Below are 16403 nucleotides of genomic sequence, written 5' to 3' on the forward strand. Positions count from 1 at the left end.
GTACGGAGCGCGGGTCAGGCCGCGCGTCGCTCCGCGTACTCCGGTATTTCGGCCATCGGAGGGCGCTCCTCGGTGTCCACATCCGTCGTCCGGGGGACGAAACCGTTCTCACCGCGGTCGAACTGGGTGAGCCGGGGACGCACCAAGTGGCCGCGGGTGAGCCGGAGTTGGGCGGTGCGGTAGATGGCCGCGGCCATCCGGCCGAGCGCCTGCCCGTCCTGGTGGCGGTGTTTGCGCACACCCACGTCCACCTGGGCGAGGGCGTCGAGGCCGACCGTGTGGAGCGCGTCCACCAGCAGGCCCAGCTCCACGCCGTAGCCGACCGGGAACGGCAGCCGCTCCAGCAGCGAGCGGCGGGCCGCGTACTCACCGCCCAGCGGCTGGACGAAACCGGCCAGCATCGGCCAGTGCAGATTCAGCAGCGGGCGGGCGACCAGCTCGGTGACCCGGCCGCCCTGACCTGCGCCGCCGCCCGGCCCGGCGCTGCCGTCGGCGCCGCCGCGGCCCGTCTCCAGTGGCCGGTCGTACATCGCCTTCACGAACTGGACGTCCGGTTCGGTCAGCAGCGGCCCGACGATGCCGGAGACGAAGGTGGCCGAGAACTCGCGCAGGTCGGCGTCGACGAAGCAGATGATGTCGCCCCGGGTGACCAGCAGCGAGCGCCACAGCACCTCGCCCTTGCCGGGCAGCGCCGGAATGCGCGGCAGTACGGCGTCCCGGTGCACGACCCGCGCGCCGGCCGCCGCCGCGACCTGGGCCGTCCGGTCGGTGGAACCCGAGTCCAGCACCACCAGCTCATCGACCAGGGGGACCGCGTCGGTCATCAGCTCGCCGCGGATCGCCGTGACGATCGCGCCGACCGTCGCCTCCTCGTCGAGGGCGGGCAGCACCACGCTGACCGTCCGGCCCGTCTGCCGCTTGGCCTCCAGCAGCCGGTCGAGCGGGCGGTCGGCCGCGGACCAGGAGCGGCTGCTGAGCCAGCGCTCCACCTCTTCCAGCACGTCTACGACTCCCTCGGTGGCCGCCGGTCGGGCGGTCGGTGTGATCCATCTCGCGGTTCGGACGACTATCTCAACCATCAGTGGCTTCGGTTACAGTCTTGAACAACGCGGAGGACCGCCGCATGCCGGGGGTCACCGCACACAAACGCCTGGGTTTCACCCAGCGCCATACCGCTCATCCAGAGGGGCAGAGGGATACGGCCCGTTGAAGCCCCGGCAACCCTCCAGCCGGTCTCCGCGAAGATCATCGATCACAGCGCGCGAGGCTCCCGGCGGGGAAGGTGCCAAATCCGTCTCGTGGCGAGATGCGCCGCGAGGAAGATGAGGAGAAAGGGCCTCGCCTCCATGGCTGTGCAAGTCACCGAAAGCTCCCCCGCCGTCACTCTCGGTCCCGCCGTCGCGCTCTCCTGCCGCGAGTGCGGACAGCGCTTCGACCTCGGCCCCCTCTTCGCCTGCCAGGAGTGTTTCGGGCCGCTCGAAGTGGCCTACGACCTGCCGGCCGGTGACCCGGACGGGCTACGGAAGCGGATCGAGTCCGGCCCGAACAACATCTGGCGCTACGCCCCCCTGCTGCCCGTCCCCGAGGACGTCGCCGGCAAGCCCAGCCTCAACCCGGGGCTGACCAAGCTCGTCAAGGCCGACAACCTCGCCCGCGAGCTGGGCGTCACCGGCGGTCTGTACGTCAAGGACGACTCCGGCAACCCGACGCACTCCTTCAAGGACCGGGTCGTCGCCATCGCCGTCGAGGCCGCCCGCGCCTTCGGCTTCACCACCCTGTCCTGCTCCTCCACCGGCAACCTCGCGGGCGCGGTCGGCGCCGCGGCGGCCCGCGCCGGATTCCGCTCCTGTGTCTTCATCCCGCACGACCTGGAGGCCGGCAAGGTCGTCATGGCCGCGGTCTACGGCGGCGAACTGGTCGGCATCGAGGGCACCTACGACGACGTCAACCGCTTCTGCTCGGAGCTCATCGGCGACCCGCTGGGCGAGGGCTGGGGCTTCGTCAATGTCAACCTGCGCCCCTACTACGGCGAGGGCTCCAAGACGCTGGCGTACGAGATCTGCGAGCAGCTGGGCTGGCGGCTGCCGGACCAGATCGTCATCCCGGTCGCCTCCGGCTCCCAGCTCACGAAGATCGACAAGGGGCTCAAGGAGCTGATCGCGCTCGGCCTGGTCGAGGACCGGCCGTACAAGATCTTCGGCGCCCAGGCCGAGGGCTGCTCGCCCGTCTCCACGGCCTTCAAGGCGGGCCACGACGTCGTACGGCCGCAGAAGCCGGACACCATCGCCAAGTCGCTGGCCATCGGCAACCCGGCCGACGGGCCGTATGTGCTCGACATCGCGCGCCGTACCGGTGGTGCGGTGGAGGACGTCGACGACGAGCAGATCGTGGCCGCGATCAAGCTGCTGGCCCGCACCGAGGGGATCTTCGCGGAGACCGCGGGCGGGGTGACCGTCGGCGTGACCCGGAAGCTCATCGAGAGCGGTCAGCTCGACCCGTCGCTGACCACCGTCGTCCTGAACACCGGTGACGGCCTCAAGACGCTGGACGCCGTGGCCCCCACCACCGGGCCCACGGCCACCATCCGTCCGAGCCTGGAAGCGTTCCGCGCCGCCGGTCTGGCCGGCTGACCCGCCGTACGCGGCGGCCGCGCACGGCTTCCGCAGCAGCTCCCGAACTCGTATCCCGAAGTCGCTGGAAGGCAGAACCATGAGCGTCAAGGTCCGCATCCCCACCATCCTCCGCACGTACACCGGCGGCCGGGCCGAGGTCCCCGCCGAGGGCGCGACCCTCTCCGAGGTCATCGCCGACCTGGAGAAGAACCACCAGGGCATCGCCGCCCGGGTGCTGGACGACGCGGGCAAGCTGCGCCGCTTCGTGAACGTGTACGTCAACGACGACGATGTCCGTTTCGATCAGGGCCTGGCGACGGCCACGCCGGACGGTGCGGGCATCTCGATCATTCCCGCGGTGGCCGGCGGCTGCTAATTCAAGCCATCTCTCTGCTTGCCTGACTGGAATTGCCCCGTCCGCCGTAAAGCGGACGGGGCAATTCCATGTGCGGAAAGGGGATACCATTCAGGTGATCCCTCTCCGCAAGCGTGCTGAACGCATATGAGACCGCGGTGAGTTGTGCCCGAAGTGTGTGCGGTATTTGTCGCATAGGCACGCTATGCCCGGCCCGACTTGCCCGGGAGTATCGGGAGTTCACCGCATATCGCCGTTTCCCCGGCGCCAGAATTCTCGTCCGATTGACCTGTTGCTCTGGGCAGTGGTGCGGATACATTCAGCGGCGGTCGACGCGTTCCGGCGCACACCCCACGGGCCTCTCGGGGGGTGAGGTCTGACCCGGGTCCGCGGAGTGCGGTCCTGCGCAAGGGCCAGTAATAGGGGAGTTAGGCATGGCTCAGGGCACCGTCAAGTGGTTCAACGCGGAGAAGGGGTACGGCTTCATCGCGGTCGACGGTGGTGCGGATGTTTTCGTCCACTACAGCGCGATTCAGATGGACGGCTACCGCACCCTTGAGGAGGGTCAGCGGGTCGAGTTCGAGATCTCGCAGGGCCAGAAGGGACCGCAGGCGGACATGGTCCGGATGGCCGGCTAGGGCGCCGACCGACTGCCGCGTCACAACCGCGTAAAGAGGAGGCTCGTACCCCCGCCGGGGGGTACGAGCCTCCTGTCGTGTGCCGACGGTGCTTCCGGGGTGGCTTCCCCCTCGGCCGCTTGCACTCTCCATGGTCGAGTGCTAATCATTGCGTTAGCACTCTCCGGGTGAGAGTGACAATCAAGGACCGGGTGGGTGAGGTCCGCGGGCCGGTGGGACTAAGGAACCACAGGGCACGCAGGCCGTCCGTCGCGGGCGCCAGGCGCGGTCCGGAGCAAGCAATCCTTCCCCAAGCTCTCAACTGCGTTCGAGCAGGGGAGACCCCATCCGTCCGGGAGGACCACTTCACATGGCCAAGATCATCGCGTTCGACGAGGAGGCACGGCGCGGTCTCGAGCGCGGGATGAACCAGCTCGCCGACGCCGTCAAGGTGACCCTCGGCCCCAAGGGCCGCAACGTCGTCCTCGAGAAGAAGTGGGGCGCCCCCACGATCACCAACGATGGTGTTTCCATCGCCAAGGAGATCGAGCTTGAGGACCCGTACGAGAAGATCGGCGCCGAGCTGGTCAAGGAGGTCGCCAAGAAGACGGACGACGTCGCCGGTGACGGCACGACGACCGCGACCGTCCTGGCGCAGGCGCTGGTCCGCGAGGGCCTGCGCAACGTAGCCGCCGGCGCCAACCCGATGGCCCTCAAGCGCGGCATCGAGAAGGCCGTCGAGGCCGTCTCCGCCGCTCTGCTGGACCAGGCCAAGGACGTGGAGACCAAGGAGCAGATCGCCTCCACCGCCTCCATCTCGGCCGCCGACACCCAGATCGGCGAGCTCATCGCCGAGGCGATGGACAAGGTCGGCAAGGAAGGCGTCATCACCGTCGAGGAGTCCCAGACCTTCGGTCTGGAGCTGGAGCTCACCGAGGGTATGCGCTTCGACAAGGGCTACATCTCGGCGTACTTCGCCACCGACATGGAGCGTATGGAGGCGTCGCTGGACGACCCGTACATCCTGATCGTCAACTCCAAGATCGGCAACGTGAAGGACCTCCTTCCGCTGCTGGAGAAGGTCATGCAGTCGGGCAAGCCGCTGCTGATCATCGCCGAGGACGTCGAGGGCGAGGCTCTGTCGACCCTGGTCGTCAACAAGATCCGTGGCACCTTCAAGTCCGTCGCCGTCAAGGCCCCGGGCTTCGGTGACCGCCGCAAGGCCATGCTCGGCGACATCGCCATCCTCACCGGTGGCACCGTCATCTCCGAGGAGGTCGGCCTCAAGCTGGAGAACGCCGGTCTCGACCTGCTGGGCCGCGCCCGCAAGGTCGTCATCACCAAGGACGAGACCACCATCGTCGACGGTGCGGGCGACAGCGACCAGGTTCAGGGTCGCGTCAACCAGATCCGCGCCGAGATCGAGAACTCCGACTCGGACTACGACCGCGAGAAGCTCCAGGAGCGTCTGGCGAAGCTGGCCGGCGGCGTGGCCGTCATCAAGGCCGGTGCCGCCACCGAGGTCGAGCTCAAGGAGCGCAAGCACCGCATCGAGGACGCCGTTCGCAACGCGAAGGCGGCCGTCGAAGAGGGCATCGTCGCCGGCGGTGGCGTGGCCCTGCTCCAGGCGTCGCAGGTCTTCGAGAAGCTTGAGCTCGAAGGCGACGAGGCCACCGGTGCCGCCGCTGTGAAGCTGGCCCTGGAGGCCCCGCTGAAGCAGATCTCCGTCAACGCCGGCCTTGAGGGTGGCGTCGTCGTGGAGAAGGTGCGCAACCTGACCGTGGGTCACGGCCTGAACGCCGCGACCGGCGAGTACGTCGACATGATCGCCGAGGGCATCATCGACCCGGCGAAGGTCACGCGCTCCGCGCTCCAGAACGCCGCGTCGATCGCCGCGCTGTTCCTCACCACCGAGGCCGTCATCGCCGACAAGCCGGAGAAGGCCGCCGCGGCCGCTCCGGGCGGCATGCCGGGCGGTGACATGGACTTCTGATCCTCCCGGATCATCTGTCCTGACGTTCGTTGGGGCGGCACCCTCCTCCCAGGGGGTGCCGCCCCAGCGGCGTTTCGGCGGGGATGTGCGCCGCCGGGATGTGCGGGGGTTCATGGCCGGATGGCGGCCTGTGGGGCGATGAGGGACCAAAGTCCCTGTTCGCGGGATTTGGTCCCGGGTGACACTTTTCCGAGCTCAGAGCCGAGCCGCCCCTCCCCATCCTCGGGTTCGAGGGGGCCCCAGCCCGACCCGACTCCGAGGATGCGGTACCCCATGAGCACGCTCGATTCGCTGATCGTCGATGTCAATGACGGTTTCTGGACCTATCTGCTGATCCCGCTGGTGATCTGCGCGGGGCTGTATTTCACGATCCGCTCCAAGGCCGTACAGCTGCGGCTCTTTCCCGAAATGCTGCGGGTGCTCAAGGACAAGGCGGAGCCGGGTCCGGACGGCGGAAAGACCGTGTCGTCGTTCGGGGCGTTCACCATTTCCGCGGCGGCGCGGGTCGGCACCGGAAATATCGCCGGTGTCGCGACCGCGATCACGCTGGGCGGCGCGGGCGCGGTCTTCTGGATGTGGGTGATGGCGATCATCGGCGGCGCCTCCGCGTTCGTCGAATCGGCACTCGCCCAGCTCTACAAGGTCCGGTACGGCGACCGGTCCGGCACTTATCGGGGCGGCCCGGCCTATTACATGCAGCGGGCGCTCGGAAAGCGCTGGCTCGGTGTGCTCTTCGCGATCACCATCACCGTGACCTTCGGTTTCGTCTTCAACGCCGTGCAGTCCAACACGATCGCCGCGGTCGCCTCCGGCTCGCTGTCCGGCGGCGAGGCCGAGTGGTTCGCCCCCGCGGTCGGCCTGCTGCTGGCGGTGCTGCTGGGGCTCGCGGTGTTCGGCGGGGTGCGCCGGATCACCTCGGTGACGACGGTCCTGGTCCCGGTGATGGCCGTGCTCTACCTGCTGCTGGGCGCGGCCGTGGTGCTGCTCAACGCCGCCGACCTGCCGCGCGTCTTCGGCGACATCATCGGCGGCGCCTTCGGCTTCCGGGAGCTGGCGGCCGGCGGGATCGGCGCGGCGATCCAGCAGGGCATCCGGCGCGGCATGTTCTCCAACGAGGCGGGCCTGGGCTCGGCCCCGAACGCGGGCGCCGCCGCCGAGGTCTCGCACCCGGTCAAGCAGGGCCTCGTCCAGTCCCTCGGGGTCTTCTTCGACACCCTGCTGATCTGCTCGATGACCGCCTTCATCATCCTGACGACCAACCCCGAGCTGGGCGGCCGCCAGGGCGCGGACCTCACCCAGTCCGCGCTGACCGGCAGCCTCGGAAGCTGGGCCGGTCACGTGCTGACCCTGGTCGTCTTCATGCTCGCCTTCAGCTCCATGATCGGGAACTACTACTACGGCGAGTCCAACATCGGCTTCATGATCGACAAGGACGGCAAGGGCGGCGCGCCCGGCAGGAAGTGGGTGCTGCCCACCTACCGGGTGCTGGTGCTGGCCGTGGTCTTCCTCGGCGCGCTCGGCTCGGTCAGCGTGGTGTGGAACCTCGCGGACGTCTTCATGGGCTTCATGGCACTGGTCAACCTGGTCGCGATCCTGCCCCTGTCGGTGATCGCCTTCCGGCTGCTGGACGACTACGTCGCACAGCGGCGGGCGGGCCTGGACCCGGTCTTCACCAGGGACCGGATGCCGGACCTGACGGGCGTGGAGTGCTGGGAGCCGCGGACGGCGACGGGCGCGGTGCCGGTGGCGTCGGCGGGGTCTGCGGGCGAGCGCGGGTAGCTCCTGGGCGGCGGCGGGCCGCCCGCGGCGGGCGAACTATTGGGGCCGCACCCTGGCCGGGGTGCGGCCCCGGTCATGGTCGGAGCCTCAGGACGTCCGTACGGGGGTGAGGCCGGCCCACGGACCTCCAGCCTCACCTCTGCCGCCCCGCTCACCCGTCACCTGTCCTCTCCGCCGCCACCTCCGTCTCCGTCCCCACCTCCGTCCTGTCTCGCCCGTCCGTCTCCGTAGCGGCGGGTGGCCCGGGGTGCGGTGGGCGGTGGCGCGGCGGGTGGGGGATCACGTGGCGGACGACGGCGAGGAGGCCGGGGTCGGCGGCGGTGTAGAGGCGGTGGCGGTCACGGGGCCGGGAGCGGACCTGTCCGGCGCGTTGCATCGTGGCCAGATGGCGGCTGACGGTGGGGAGCGAGGCGCCGACCCGCTCGGCGAGTTCGGTGACGCTGTGCTCGCGGGTGCTCAGCAGCCACGCGAGGTGCAGCCGCACCGGGGATGACAGGAGTCGGAACACCGCGGCGGCCTGGGCCAGGGTCGCCGCATCGGGGTCGTGATCGTCGGTGGTCATCTGCTTCCTCGCGTGGACGGTCGGGTCCGGAGGCCGTGACACCCGGCCGGAGGGGCCGGGTGCCTGCCCGTGGGATGGCGTGTGCGGCCGGGGTACGGCCCCGGGCCGGGTCAGGCCAGGATCGGGATGAGGCCGGCGGCGAACAGGACGTAGAAGCCGGCCGCGGCCGCGAGGCGGGCGGGAGTCAGCTTGTGGGCGCGCATGGTGACCAGCAGGTAGACGATGGCGGCCATGGTGATCAGGCCGGACCACAGCAGGGCGCCGTCGAAGTGCCAGCGGGTGAAGAGGAGTCCGAGGCCGCTGGGCACGGTGGCCTGGATCATCATGGCACCGGAGATGTTCGCCAGGGCCAGTTTGGTCTTGCCCTGGCGGACCCAGATCACCGCGTTCATGATCTCCGGCAGTTCCGTGGCGATGGGGGACAGCAGGAGGGCGGTCACGGCGGTGGACAGGCCCAGCATCGGGCCGATGGCGTCCAGCTGCTTCACGAACAGCTGGGAGGCGAAGAAGATCACCACGAGGGTGGCCAGGGTCTGGACGACCACGGCCCAGGTGGCCGGTGAGGCGGCCTTGGGCTGGAACTTCAGCGGCTCCAGCGCCTCCTCGCCACCCTCGGCCTCCTCACCCTGACCGCTCCGGATCTCGCGCCAGAAGTAGACCGCGTACGCGGCGAAGAACAGCAGGCCGAGCGCGGGCTTGAAGGCGAAGGCGACCAGGCCGAGCGCGACCTTGACGATGAAGATGGGCAGGAACCACTGCTGGTCCTTCGCCAGCCGCTTGATGTCCTTCGCCTCGCCCAGCGTCCGCGCGGTACGCGGCGGGGTCACGGCCGCGCCGGGGCCGCTTTCGAGGCCGGGGACGGTGGCGCGCTCCGTGCGGTGCCGGAGTGCCTTGCGGTGCTTGAACCAGAGCATCGTGCCGGTGACGCCGTAGGCGACGGTGGCCAGGGCCAGCGGGCCGCCCATGGCGGCTCCGACGCCGATGTCCTTGGCCTCCGCGGTGGCGCCGGTGGTGACCGCGACCAGCGTCACGACGGACTCGGGCAGTGCGGTACCGAAGGCGGCCAGGATCGTGCCGACCGCCATCTTCCCGACGTTGAGGCGCTCGCCCAGCCACTCCACGGCGTTGACGAACCACTCACAGGAGAGGTAGATCGCCACCGCGCACACGATGAGCAGTACGAAATGGATCACGGGATTCGTTCAGCCTTCCCGCACCGCGGGGGCTTCGAAGAACGAGCGTCGCGAGGAGTGGCGGCACGGCTTCGACCCCGCGACGCGCATCAGTCGTCGACAAAAAGGGCCGAAGGTCTCGCCCGCCCGCCCTCTCACCGAGTGCGGGCCCGGCCACCGGGAACCACGAGGGCTCCAGTGTGTCGACGACCGGTATTGCGGGGCTACTCCCCTTCGCAGCCTCCCACCCTACAGGAGCCGGTGGGGACCGCCTTCGGCGTCCGGCGGGGGCGGTAGCGGGGGCCGCCGGTGGGGGAGCCATCGGGGGCGACGACTCGCCGGGGTGATCGGTGCGCACCTCGCCGGGCTCCTCGAAGCCTCTCCGGCCACGGCACTGACCCCGACCCGACCCGGCTGTCGACGGCACGTCGAGCCGACATCTCATCCGCAGCCACCACTTCAAGAACGTCCTCGACGACAACGGCAACCAGGCCTCCGCCGACGAGGTGCGCGAGGTCCCCTGGGTTGCGATCAACGAACGCGTCCGCAAGAGGCCCAGCAGGTGCCCGAGACCGAGAAACGACTCCGCGCGACCGTCGCCAAGCTCAGGAAGACCATCACGAACCAGAAGGCAGAGATCGACGAACTGCGCCGTCAGGTCACCACCCTCACCCTTGCCAGCGCGGTCCTCGTCCAAGGGCGGGACACATCGACAGAACCGGCCCCGATTCCTGGCAACGTCGTGCCCCTCGCCCCACCGACTGCCTGAGGTCTCAGTCCACGGAACCGCCCTGTCACCTCCCCCGCTTCGGGGACAGTTCCGACTCCGCATCCCGTGGCGTTTGAGGGATCCGGCGGTGATGCATTGCGCGGAGCCGAGATGGGATTCAGCCACCGTGTGGGCCCAGCGGACGGGGCGAGTACTACGGCCATATCATCCTCAGTTACGTAGCAAACGGGGACCAGCAGGCTCATAAACGCTATGGGCTGAGCTGGTTGACACACAGGGGGTTGCCATGTCGACGCCAGTTGAGCTTCTGGCAGCAGCGAGTGGTGCTGTTGCGGGAACGATGGGGAATGACCTTTATGGTTACGCGCGCCAGCGCGTCGTGGATCTTTGGCGACATTGCAGGGGTGCAGGAGCCGACGGCGAAGCCGAAGTGCTGGCTCGGCTTGACACGTTGGAACAGGCGGTGGCGGCCATCGAACCTGAGCAGCGGGCTGCCATGGCCGGAGGCGTGCAGGTGCCGGTGCGGGAGATCCTCGCCGCCTGCGTTGGTGACGATCAGCCCGAAGCGCTGCAGGAACTCATCGATGCATTGGAAGCACGGGCTGCTGAGACTCCGGTGATCTCACACCAGACGGTGACAGGGAACCTCGTCCTCGGCGGCATCAATGTCGCAGGACGTGACAACAACTTGGGGGGCGCTCGCTGATGTCGTCGCCAACGCCGCCCCTGGACGAACCTACGGTGGAGAGGGACGTCAAGGGCAACGTCGTCCTTGGCGACCAGAACATCGCCGGCCGAGACAACAACATCACGAACTACCTGACCGGGCTGCGACACTTGCGGCCACACCCGGTAGACCCGGACAAGTTGATGCCGGCGAACCGCTTCGTCAGCCCTGGTGACAACTTCGCCAGAGCTGCGCAGGCCGTCCGACCGTCCTTCGGGAGCGCGGCGAACGTCCGCGTCGTGGTCCTGCTCGCTCCCGAGGAACACGGCCGCAAGTCGGCTGGGCTCCGGCTGCTGGCGGCCACGAATGTTGCGAGTGGTCGAGTATCTGAGCTGCTGCCAGACTGGGACGAACCGGACGTATCCTGCTTGCCGGAAGAGCGCGGCGTGGGTTATCTCCTCAACCTGCGCGGTGTCACTCAGCCTCTCCCTGACGCCTTCTACACCGACCTAGTGATTTACGCGTCCGGGCTGCGTAAGACCGGCAGCTACATGGTCATCACAGCTACGAAGACCGTCTGGTCCCAGGCGCGAGCAGGCGGATCCCATCCTGAGATTCTCGTGGCGGAGATCGAACGACCCAAGCCCGATGACGTCGTCAAGAGGTACTTGGAGGGTCACGAGAAAACGCAGGGTCGCTCCGACTGGATCGACAACAAAGAAGGCGTGTTCTACGGCCTTCTGCCCGAAGACTGCGCACCTGGTGAAGCGGTTCGGCTGGCTTCGATTGTTGCGAAGGCCAAGAACGTCGAGGACAAGGACGCCCTCGATGAGTTTAAGGGCTGGGAAACCCGCCTGAGTGACTGGTTCAGCGGCGGCGAAGAAGGCGTGAGAACGCGAGCCGTCCGAATCGCGGGCGCCTACCTCGACAAGGCGCCCTCCACGGTGGTGCTGAGCAGCGCTGACCTTCTGCTCGCCGCGCCGAAGATTAACCTCCCCATGCCCAAGGGCGGGCTCCTTGCGATGCCAGACGCGCCGAGCCGACTCGAACCGGCAGGCATGTCCTTCGACGGAGCCACAAGCATCGCATCTCTCGTCCACGAGTCTCAAGGGCCTGCAATCCGGAGATATCTCTGGACTCAGCACACACAGTTGAGTCAAGAGGTGCTGACGCAGTGGCTTCAGGACATCAGTCAGGGCCCAGCCAAGGACCACCTCGATTCCCTTGCTTCCGCGCTGACGCAGCTAGCGGAGACGGTGGGTATCGCTCCCATCTTCGACCTCGCAGAGGGGTGGCTCCGCAATGGCGGTAAGCAGCACCTGGACCTTGTTGGAGATCTCCTCTCCGATCTCGCCGTACACGCCAATCTGGGAAGTCAGACAAGGGCCGAGTTGGCCAAATGGGCCGCAGGAAAGAAGGAGCCGGCACGCCAGCGCGCAGTCGCCCGAGCCTGCTCAGGTTCATTCGGGAAGAAATACCCCAGCCAAGCCCTGACTCGAGCACGCTACATCCTCAGCTCTCCCGGCTCTGAGGAAGCGCTGAAGGACGCCACCAAGGCCGTGCGCGTGCTGGCGTCTGACGGCGACCTTGCGCCTCTCGTGACCGACACAGTCGTCAAGTGGATCACGAACTCGGGCAAGTCGACTGGCACGGAACTGAGTGTCTTCTATGACGTCTTCGATGCGCCCTCAGGTGCCGATCAGTTGGAGAAGTCGCCTCTTGCGGTGGCGCTGGCACAGTCCGGTGAGGCGGGCGACGCGATGCGTCGGCGCCTGCTCGAAGGGTGGCAGCACGTCATCGGGCAAAGCGAGGATGTCTTCCATTCCCAGCAGACCTTGCTGAACTGGCGTCAGGGGGCCGAAAAGGGGCTTCTCCCGCAGGGCCCGGTCGTCGACATCATTATTGCGCTCGGTCGCGCCACCGGAATCGTCAACCCTCCGATCAGAGACGTCGTCAAGGAAGAAGGGCCGTTGAGGGACGCTCTGATTGTTGCCCTTTTCACCGAGGTCCAACGGACTTACAGGACGGCGGACGGCCCACCTGTCGCGCCGTCCGGAAACGCGCCCGTAGCGCAGAGCCTGCAAGACGTGAATGAGGCGGATCCAAGAACATAATGATTCGGATTCTCGACTGGCTGAAGGAGCGGCGGATCTCTGATCGCCGCTCCTTCTCCGCATCTCTAGAAAGCAAGGATCGCGGGCTGCACTATCGCGCTGTTATTCGCTATCGGTGGTGGCTGAATCATGACTCTCCAGCCCCTCGCCCTCTTGCCCCGGATGGAATGGCCCGTTACCTCCTCAGGGAAGAGTTGATGAGGGCGGCCCGCGCGTATCGAGTGCTGGATCGTGCTGCGGCAGAAGACGCCATGAACTCTAAGCTTGGCCAAGAGATTTCGGATCATGAGCAGCGACTCTGGGTGGTTGGACACGTCCGAATTCGAGTCCCCAAGCCGACGAGAGAGACGGCGCTGCGGCGAGCTGCAGAGGAAGAGGCTCTGCGGTCAGCTCATGCGCGGGAAACGGTTGAACTTGATCTGCTGCTCGACCGCCTCACGGATCCGGCGCTCGGCCCCGTCTGGTGGGTTCGCCGCTATGCCGATCTGCAGTTCGCGACCGGCGACCCCGAAACGAAGGTTAAGTCCGTTCTCAAGGCCTTCAAAGAGCTTCAGGAAACGCTCCATGTAGCGAGGATTGATCAGACATCAGATGAGAAGCTGCTCGTCCGTCGAAAGATCGAGGAAGTGTTCAGCATTATTGAAGACGAGGAGTCATTGTCGCTGGCACTCCAGGTTATGAACCGCACTCTGGACCATCTGGGAATGAACAGGCCGGAGGTAGGAGAGGTGGGGGAGGTCAGCAGAGTGCGGAATACTCAGGCTGGGCCGCCGCGAGCATAACGGTCAGGTGACTTTCTGCGTAAGGAGTGAAGTGCGGCGCCGCGGAAGAATCCAGTCCGAAGCATCCACTTCCTCCTGGTACCGCGCATGGCGCGGCGTATGCGTCTGTGGACGTTGGACAACCCTGGACTGACCTACTCGGCGGCACTGCAATGGGGGGTGCCTGGATCCGTGAGCGTGAACGGACGCGGGATTCTTACGGATGGATGTGGCGTTGAAGGGCATCACACTAGGTTCCTTCTTCTTGGTTAGCGCCGTGCCCAGGCGAGCATGGCGGCGAGGTGGCGTGCGGCCTGGTAGGCGATCGCGAGTTTGTCGATGTGTACGGCCAAGCCTGGAACGGGCCGAGCTTGCCGGGCGGGACTCGCCCAGGGCGAGTTGGTGCCGTACTTCCGCATGATGGCCTTGAGCATGTGGCGGTGATCGGCCCACCGCTATCCCGCGAACCGGATCGGCCGGCATCAGCGGCTCGATTCAGTCCCGCATCACACCAGTGATCACTAATCGGGCAGGCGTATCCGATCAACTGATGAACCCGCTAAAAAGACACGCTCCAGTTCTGTCACGGATGGCGCCCATGGTCCGGCAACGCTGATCACGGAACTTGAGGCGCAAGGTGAGAATTTGAACGGAAGAACTTGATAGGGAACTCAACGTCGGGTACTTCCTGCCCCGTTGCGTGACCCTGGGTCTGACGATGGCGCTCGACCAGCTCACGTTGCGCGCCACCCAGCGCGCCGAGTACCTGGCCGACTCCCTCGCGGCCCGCGCCGGTTCCACCGAGGCCGCAGTGGGCCTGACGGATCGGCTTCTCGTCGCGCACTCCGCCGAATCCGCGTTGCTGCGCGAGGCGAACGCCGGACAGGTGGTGCGGGGCAAGAGGGCCGCGCGCGCGGAGGCGTGGCGCGGGCTGTGGGAGCGGCTCGCCGCGCATATGGACTCGATTCCGGAGGGCGAGCACGAGCGTCAGCGGCGCCTCGGCGCCCTGCGGGGGCACAGCGTCGACTCGACCCACCCGCCGACCCATCTGCGCCGCGCCTCCCTGCTCGCCGGAGCGCCGGTGCCCGCCGCCGTCCACGCGGAAGCCGGTCGGCAGGCCGCGATCGCCGCCGAACTGGCCGGGTCCCGGGAGCGGTTGGCGCGGTTTGCCCTCCAGTTGTGAGGGGCGGTCCCCGGGGGCGTCGCACTCACCGCGCGCCGAAACCCGTCCGCCAGGTCGGTCGCTGAGGGTGCCAACCCCGGCTGTGGGCCAGCGTGTTGAGGGCGCCGCGTTCCCATTCCTGTCGGCCCGGCTCCGGGGCGGGTGCGGGTACGCCGAGGGTTTGGGCCAGGGCCGGGAGCCACTCGTGGGCGGGGGCGGGTTCGTCGTCCACGATGTTGACCGGTCCGCCCGGCCAGTCGAGTGCGGCCAGCGCCGCGCCCGCCGCGTCGGCGACGTGGACGAAGGAACTCACCGCGTCGTTCGCCACGGTGCTCCCCAGGAACGGTGCCGCGCGGTCCCCGGCCAGGGCCGCCGCGAAGGCGCCGCCCGGTGCGTACCAGGTGCCCGGCCCGTACAGCAGGCCGTACCGCAGCAGGACCGCGGTCTCCAGCTCGGCGGCCGTCTCCTCCAGGGCCCGGATGCCGGCCACCATGCGGGCGCGGGGCTCGGCCGCCGTGCCGTCGAGCGGTTCGGTCTCCTCGGCCGGGCCGGTGCCCGGTCCGTACGCCCAGGAGATCGACTGCGCGACGATCCGGCCGGCCCCGGCCGCCTGCGCGGCCGCCACCAGGTTCCGGGTGCCCTCCCGGCGCAGTCGGCCGTTGGCGGCTCCGTCCGCGGCGGAGAGGTCGGTGAGCTGGTGGATCACCGCCTCCGGCGCTGCCGCGCGGACCGCGTCCCGCAGCCCCGCCGCGTCCAGCGCGTCCGCCTGGACCCCCGTCGCCCCGAGGCCCCGGATCCGCTCGGCCCCGGCCGAGGACCGCGACGTCCCGGTCACCTCGTGCCCGGCCGCGACCAGCAGCGGGACGAGCAGCCGGCCGACGGCGCCGGTGGCGCCTGCGACGAAGACACGCATGAGAGCTCCAGTTCCAGGGGTGCGCGGTGGTGCGGTGGTGCGGTGACGTGGTGGTTCGGTGGTGCGAGCCCAGCGTAGAGCGGAAGCGACCCGTCATCTTGGGTCAGTTGGGCGACATTGTTATGGGCCAATTGGTCCCCGTGCCGGGGTGCCGTTCGACGATTCCGGTAGCTCCGACGGCTCTGACTGACAGCTCTGACAGCTCCGGCAGTTGGTCGGCGTCGTGGGGCGCGTACGGCCATTCCGGTACGGCGCTACCCGCAGCCTCTGCCCCGGGTGGCGCCGGACCGGGACGCTGCCGCATGCACCGTTTGCGGAGCCACATGATGACGGTCGGTACGCGCCGTCCGAGTGGCATCTGCGAGCACGAGCGGAGCGCGACGACAGCCGCGAGCATCTGCGGGTGCCCGGCAGCGCAGCGGTCAGGCGCGGCTTCTTTCCGGAGTGCGGGCCGCGTCACGCAGGTGCTGGATGTGGGCGCGGACCGCGGCGGGTGTGGGGTCGGAGGCGGCGCGGGCCGGTGGGGTCTCGCCACGGCAGGGGGCGCAGAGACCGCCCGGGAGGGCTTCGGGGCGGCCGGGGGCCCGGCAGACGGTGCACTCCATGATGCGGAGGGGTGAGGGCGCCGAGCGGCGGTGTGGAGCGGCCGGTTCCGGCCCGGCTGGTTCCGGTTCGGTCCGTTCCGGCTCAGGGGGCAGTTTGCTGACGAGGCGGCTGCGGGCCATCCCGCCCGGGTGGTGGACCTCGGGCGGCAGCCCCGCCGTGAGGGCACGGTGCAGCTGCGCTGCGGTGGCGCCCCGGGCGAACCACTGCGCGGCCAGCTCTTCGAGCGCGGCGCACTCGGCGGCGGAGAGCGTCATACGGGGTTCGGCGCGGCCGAGCGCGGCGAGGGCGGCGTAGGCGGCCCTGTGGACGGGAGGGAGCGGGCCGGTCCTGTGGGCGGGAGGGGGCGGGGCGGTCCTGCGG

Annotated in this window: 14 protein-coding genes, 2 pseudogenes and 1 riboswitch; of the genes and pseudogenes, 10 read left to right on the forward strand and 6 right to left on the reverse strand. The window is 68.4% G+C overall.

What is annotated here, in order from left to right:
* Positions 1 to 14: 14 nt before the first annotated feature.
* Entirely contained in the window at positions 15 to 1001 is a 987-nt protein-coding gene (locus IH09_RS22765; protein ID WP_052859302.1) for a glucosyl-3-phosphoglycerate synthase, read from the reverse strand.
* A gap of 172 nt (positions 1002 to 1173) precedes the next feature.
* Positions 1174 to 1329, forward strand: a riboswitch (SAM riboswitch).
* Positions 1330 to 1346: 17 nt separating this feature from the next.
* On the opposite strand from IH09_RS22765, the gene thrC reads away from it, so the two are divergent.
* From thrC to IH09_RS22790, 5 genes are all read left to right on the forward strand, one after another.
* Complete coding sequence (gene thrC, locus IH09_RS22770) at positions 1347 to 2630, forward strand: threonine synthase (RefSeq protein ID WP_052859303.1); 1284 nt, start codon at positions 1347 to 1349, stop codon at positions 2628 to 2630.
* Between the two features lie 79 nt (positions 2631 to 2709).
* Complete coding sequence (locus IH09_RS22775; RefSeq protein WP_052859304.1) at positions 2710 to 2988, forward strand: MoaD/ThiS family protein; 279 nt, start codon at positions 2710 to 2712, stop codon at positions 2986 to 2988.
* Between the two features lie 413 nt (positions 2989 to 3401).
* On the forward strand, positions 3402 to 3605 hold the full coding sequence (locus IH09_RS22780) for a cold-shock protein (RefSeq protein WP_052859305.1): 204 nt from the start codon (positions 3402 to 3404) through the stop codon (positions 3603 to 3605).
* Between the two features lie 349 nt (positions 3606 to 3954).
* The gene (groL, locus tag IH09_RS22785; protein ID WP_052859306.1) at positions 3955 to 5577 is read left to right on the forward strand and encodes a chaperonin GroEL; all 1623 of its coding nucleotides are present in this window, start codon (positions 3955 to 3957) and stop codon (positions 5575 to 5577) included.
* 273 nt (positions 5578 to 5850) lie between these two features.
* A complete protein-coding gene (locus IH09_RS22790) occupies positions 5851 to 7356 on the forward strand; it encodes an alanine/glycine:cation symporter family protein (RefSeq protein ID WP_052859307.1) in 1506 nt (501 codons plus the stop codon).
* A gap of 151 nt (positions 7357 to 7507) precedes the next feature.
* Here the strand turns inward: IH09_RS22790 and IH09_RS22795 are convergent, their stop codons facing one another.
* Together IH09_RS22795 and IH09_RS22800 are read right to left on the reverse strand one after the other, a co-directional pair.
* Positions 7508 to 7918 (reverse strand): ArsR/SmtB family transcription factor, encoded by a 411-nt coding sequence (locus IH09_RS22795; protein ID WP_110952516.1) that lies wholly within the window; start codon positions 7916 to 7918, stop codon positions 7508 to 7510.
* Positions 7919 to 8028: 110 nt separating this feature from the next.
* The gene (locus IH09_RS22800; RefSeq protein ID WP_052859308.1) at positions 8029 to 9111 is read right to left on the reverse strand and encodes a sodium:calcium antiporter; all 1083 of its coding nucleotides are present in this window, start codon (positions 9109 to 9111) and stop codon (positions 8029 to 8031) included.
* Positions 9112 to 9652: 541 nt separating this feature from the next.
* Here IH09_RS22800 and IH09_RS39245 point away from each other — a divergent pair.
* The 4 genes from IH09_RS39245 (at position 9653) to IH09_RS22815 (ending at position 13383) form a co-directional block, all read left to right on the forward strand.
* Positions 9653 to 9859 carry a hypothetical protein gene (locus IH09_RS39245; protein ID WP_131125757.1) on the forward strand — a complete coding sequence of 69 codons (207 nt, stop codon included), beginning with the start codon at positions 9653 to 9655 and terminating at the stop codon, positions 9857 to 9859.
* Positions 9860 to 10106: 247 nt separating this feature from the next.
* Entirely contained in the window at positions 10107 to 10526 is a 420-nt protein-coding gene (locus IH09_RS22805) for a hypothetical protein (protein ID WP_143682021.1), read from the forward strand.
* A gap of 35 nt (positions 10527 to 10561) precedes the next feature.
* Positions 10562 to 12601 carry a winged helix DNA-binding domain-containing protein gene (locus IH09_RS22810; protein ID WP_094791339.1) on the forward strand — a complete coding sequence of 680 codons (2040 nt, stop codon included), beginning with the start codon at positions 10562 to 10564 and terminating at the stop codon, positions 12599 to 12601.
* Positions 12602 to 12768: 167 nt separating this feature from the next.
* On the forward strand, positions 12769 to 13383 hold the full coding sequence (locus IH09_RS22815; protein WP_052859311.1) for a hypothetical protein: 615 nt from the start codon (positions 12769 to 12771) through the stop codon (positions 13381 to 13383).
* Between the two features lie 368 nt (positions 13384 to 13751).
* Here the strand turns inward: IH09_RS22815 and IH09_RS37735 are convergent.
* A pseudogene (locus IH09_RS37735) lies at positions 13752 to 13845 on the reverse strand (IS5/IS1182 family transposase); the annotation flags it as partial.
* A 217-nt stretch (positions 13846 to 14062) separates the two neighbouring features.
* Here IH09_RS37735 and IH09_RS22820 point away from each other — a divergent pair.
* Entirely contained in the window at positions 14063 to 14545 is a 483-nt protein-coding gene (locus tag IH09_RS22820) for a hypothetical protein (RefSeq protein ID WP_052859312.1), read from the forward strand.
* A gap of 25 nt (positions 14546 to 14570) precedes the next feature.
* Here IH09_RS22820 and IH09_RS22825 read toward each other — a convergent pair whose 3' ends face one another.
* Both IH09_RS22825 and IH09_RS22830 read right to left on the reverse strand, forming a co-directional pair.
* The gene (locus IH09_RS22825) at positions 14571 to 15437 is read right to left on the reverse strand and encodes an NAD-dependent epimerase/dehydratase family protein (protein WP_052859313.1); all 867 of its coding nucleotides are present in this window, start codon (positions 15435 to 15437) and stop codon (positions 14571 to 14573) included.
* Between the two features lie 422 nt (positions 15438 to 15859).
* Positions 15860 to 16403, reverse strand: a pseudogene (locus tag IH09_RS22830) (MarR family transcriptional regulator); the annotation flags it as partial.

This window comes from Streptomyces celluloflavus (assembly GCA_000720995.1).
Lineage (GTDB): Bacteria > Actinomycetota > Actinomycetes > Streptomycetales > Streptomycetaceae > Streptomyces > Streptomyces celluloflavus.

Excerpts from the sequence above, each read along its gene's own strand:
- IH09_RS22805 (WP_143682021.1), top strand. The coding sequence starts at position 10,107 with ATGTCGACGCCAGTTGAGCTTCTGGCAGCAGCGAGTGGTGCTGTTGCG.
- thrC (WP_052859303.1), top strand. The coding sequence starts at position 1,347 with ATGGCTGTGCAAGTCACCGAAAGCTCCCCCGCCGTCACTCTCGGTCCC.
- IH09_RS22775 (WP_052859304.1), top strand. The coding sequence starts at position 2,710 with ATGAGCGTCAAGGTCCGCATCCCCACCATCCTCCGCACGTACACCGGC.
- IH09_RS22790 (WP_052859307.1), top strand. The coding sequence starts at position 5,851 with ATGAGCACGCTCGATTCGCTGATCGTCGATGTCAATGACGGTTTCTGG.
- IH09_RS22825 (WP_052859313.1), bottom strand. The coding sequence starts at position 15,437 with ATGCGTGTCTTCGTCGCAGGCGCCACCGGCGCCGTCGGCCGGCTGCTC.
- IH09_RS22780 (WP_052859305.1), top strand. The coding sequence starts at position 3,402 with ATGGCTCAGGGCACCGTCAAGTGGTTCAACGCGGAGAAGGGGTACGGC.
- IH09_RS22815 (WP_052859311.1), top strand. The coding sequence starts at position 12,769 with ATGGCCCGTTACCTCCTCAGGGAAGAGTTGATGAGGGCGGCCCGCGCG.
- IH09_RS22795 (WP_110952516.1), bottom strand. The coding sequence starts at position 7,918 with ATGACCACCGACGATCACGACCCCGATGCGGCGACCCTGGCCCAGGCC.
- groL (WP_052859306.1), top strand. The coding sequence starts at position 3,955 with ATGGCCAAGATCATCGCGTTCGACGAGGAGGCACGGCGCGGTCTCGAG.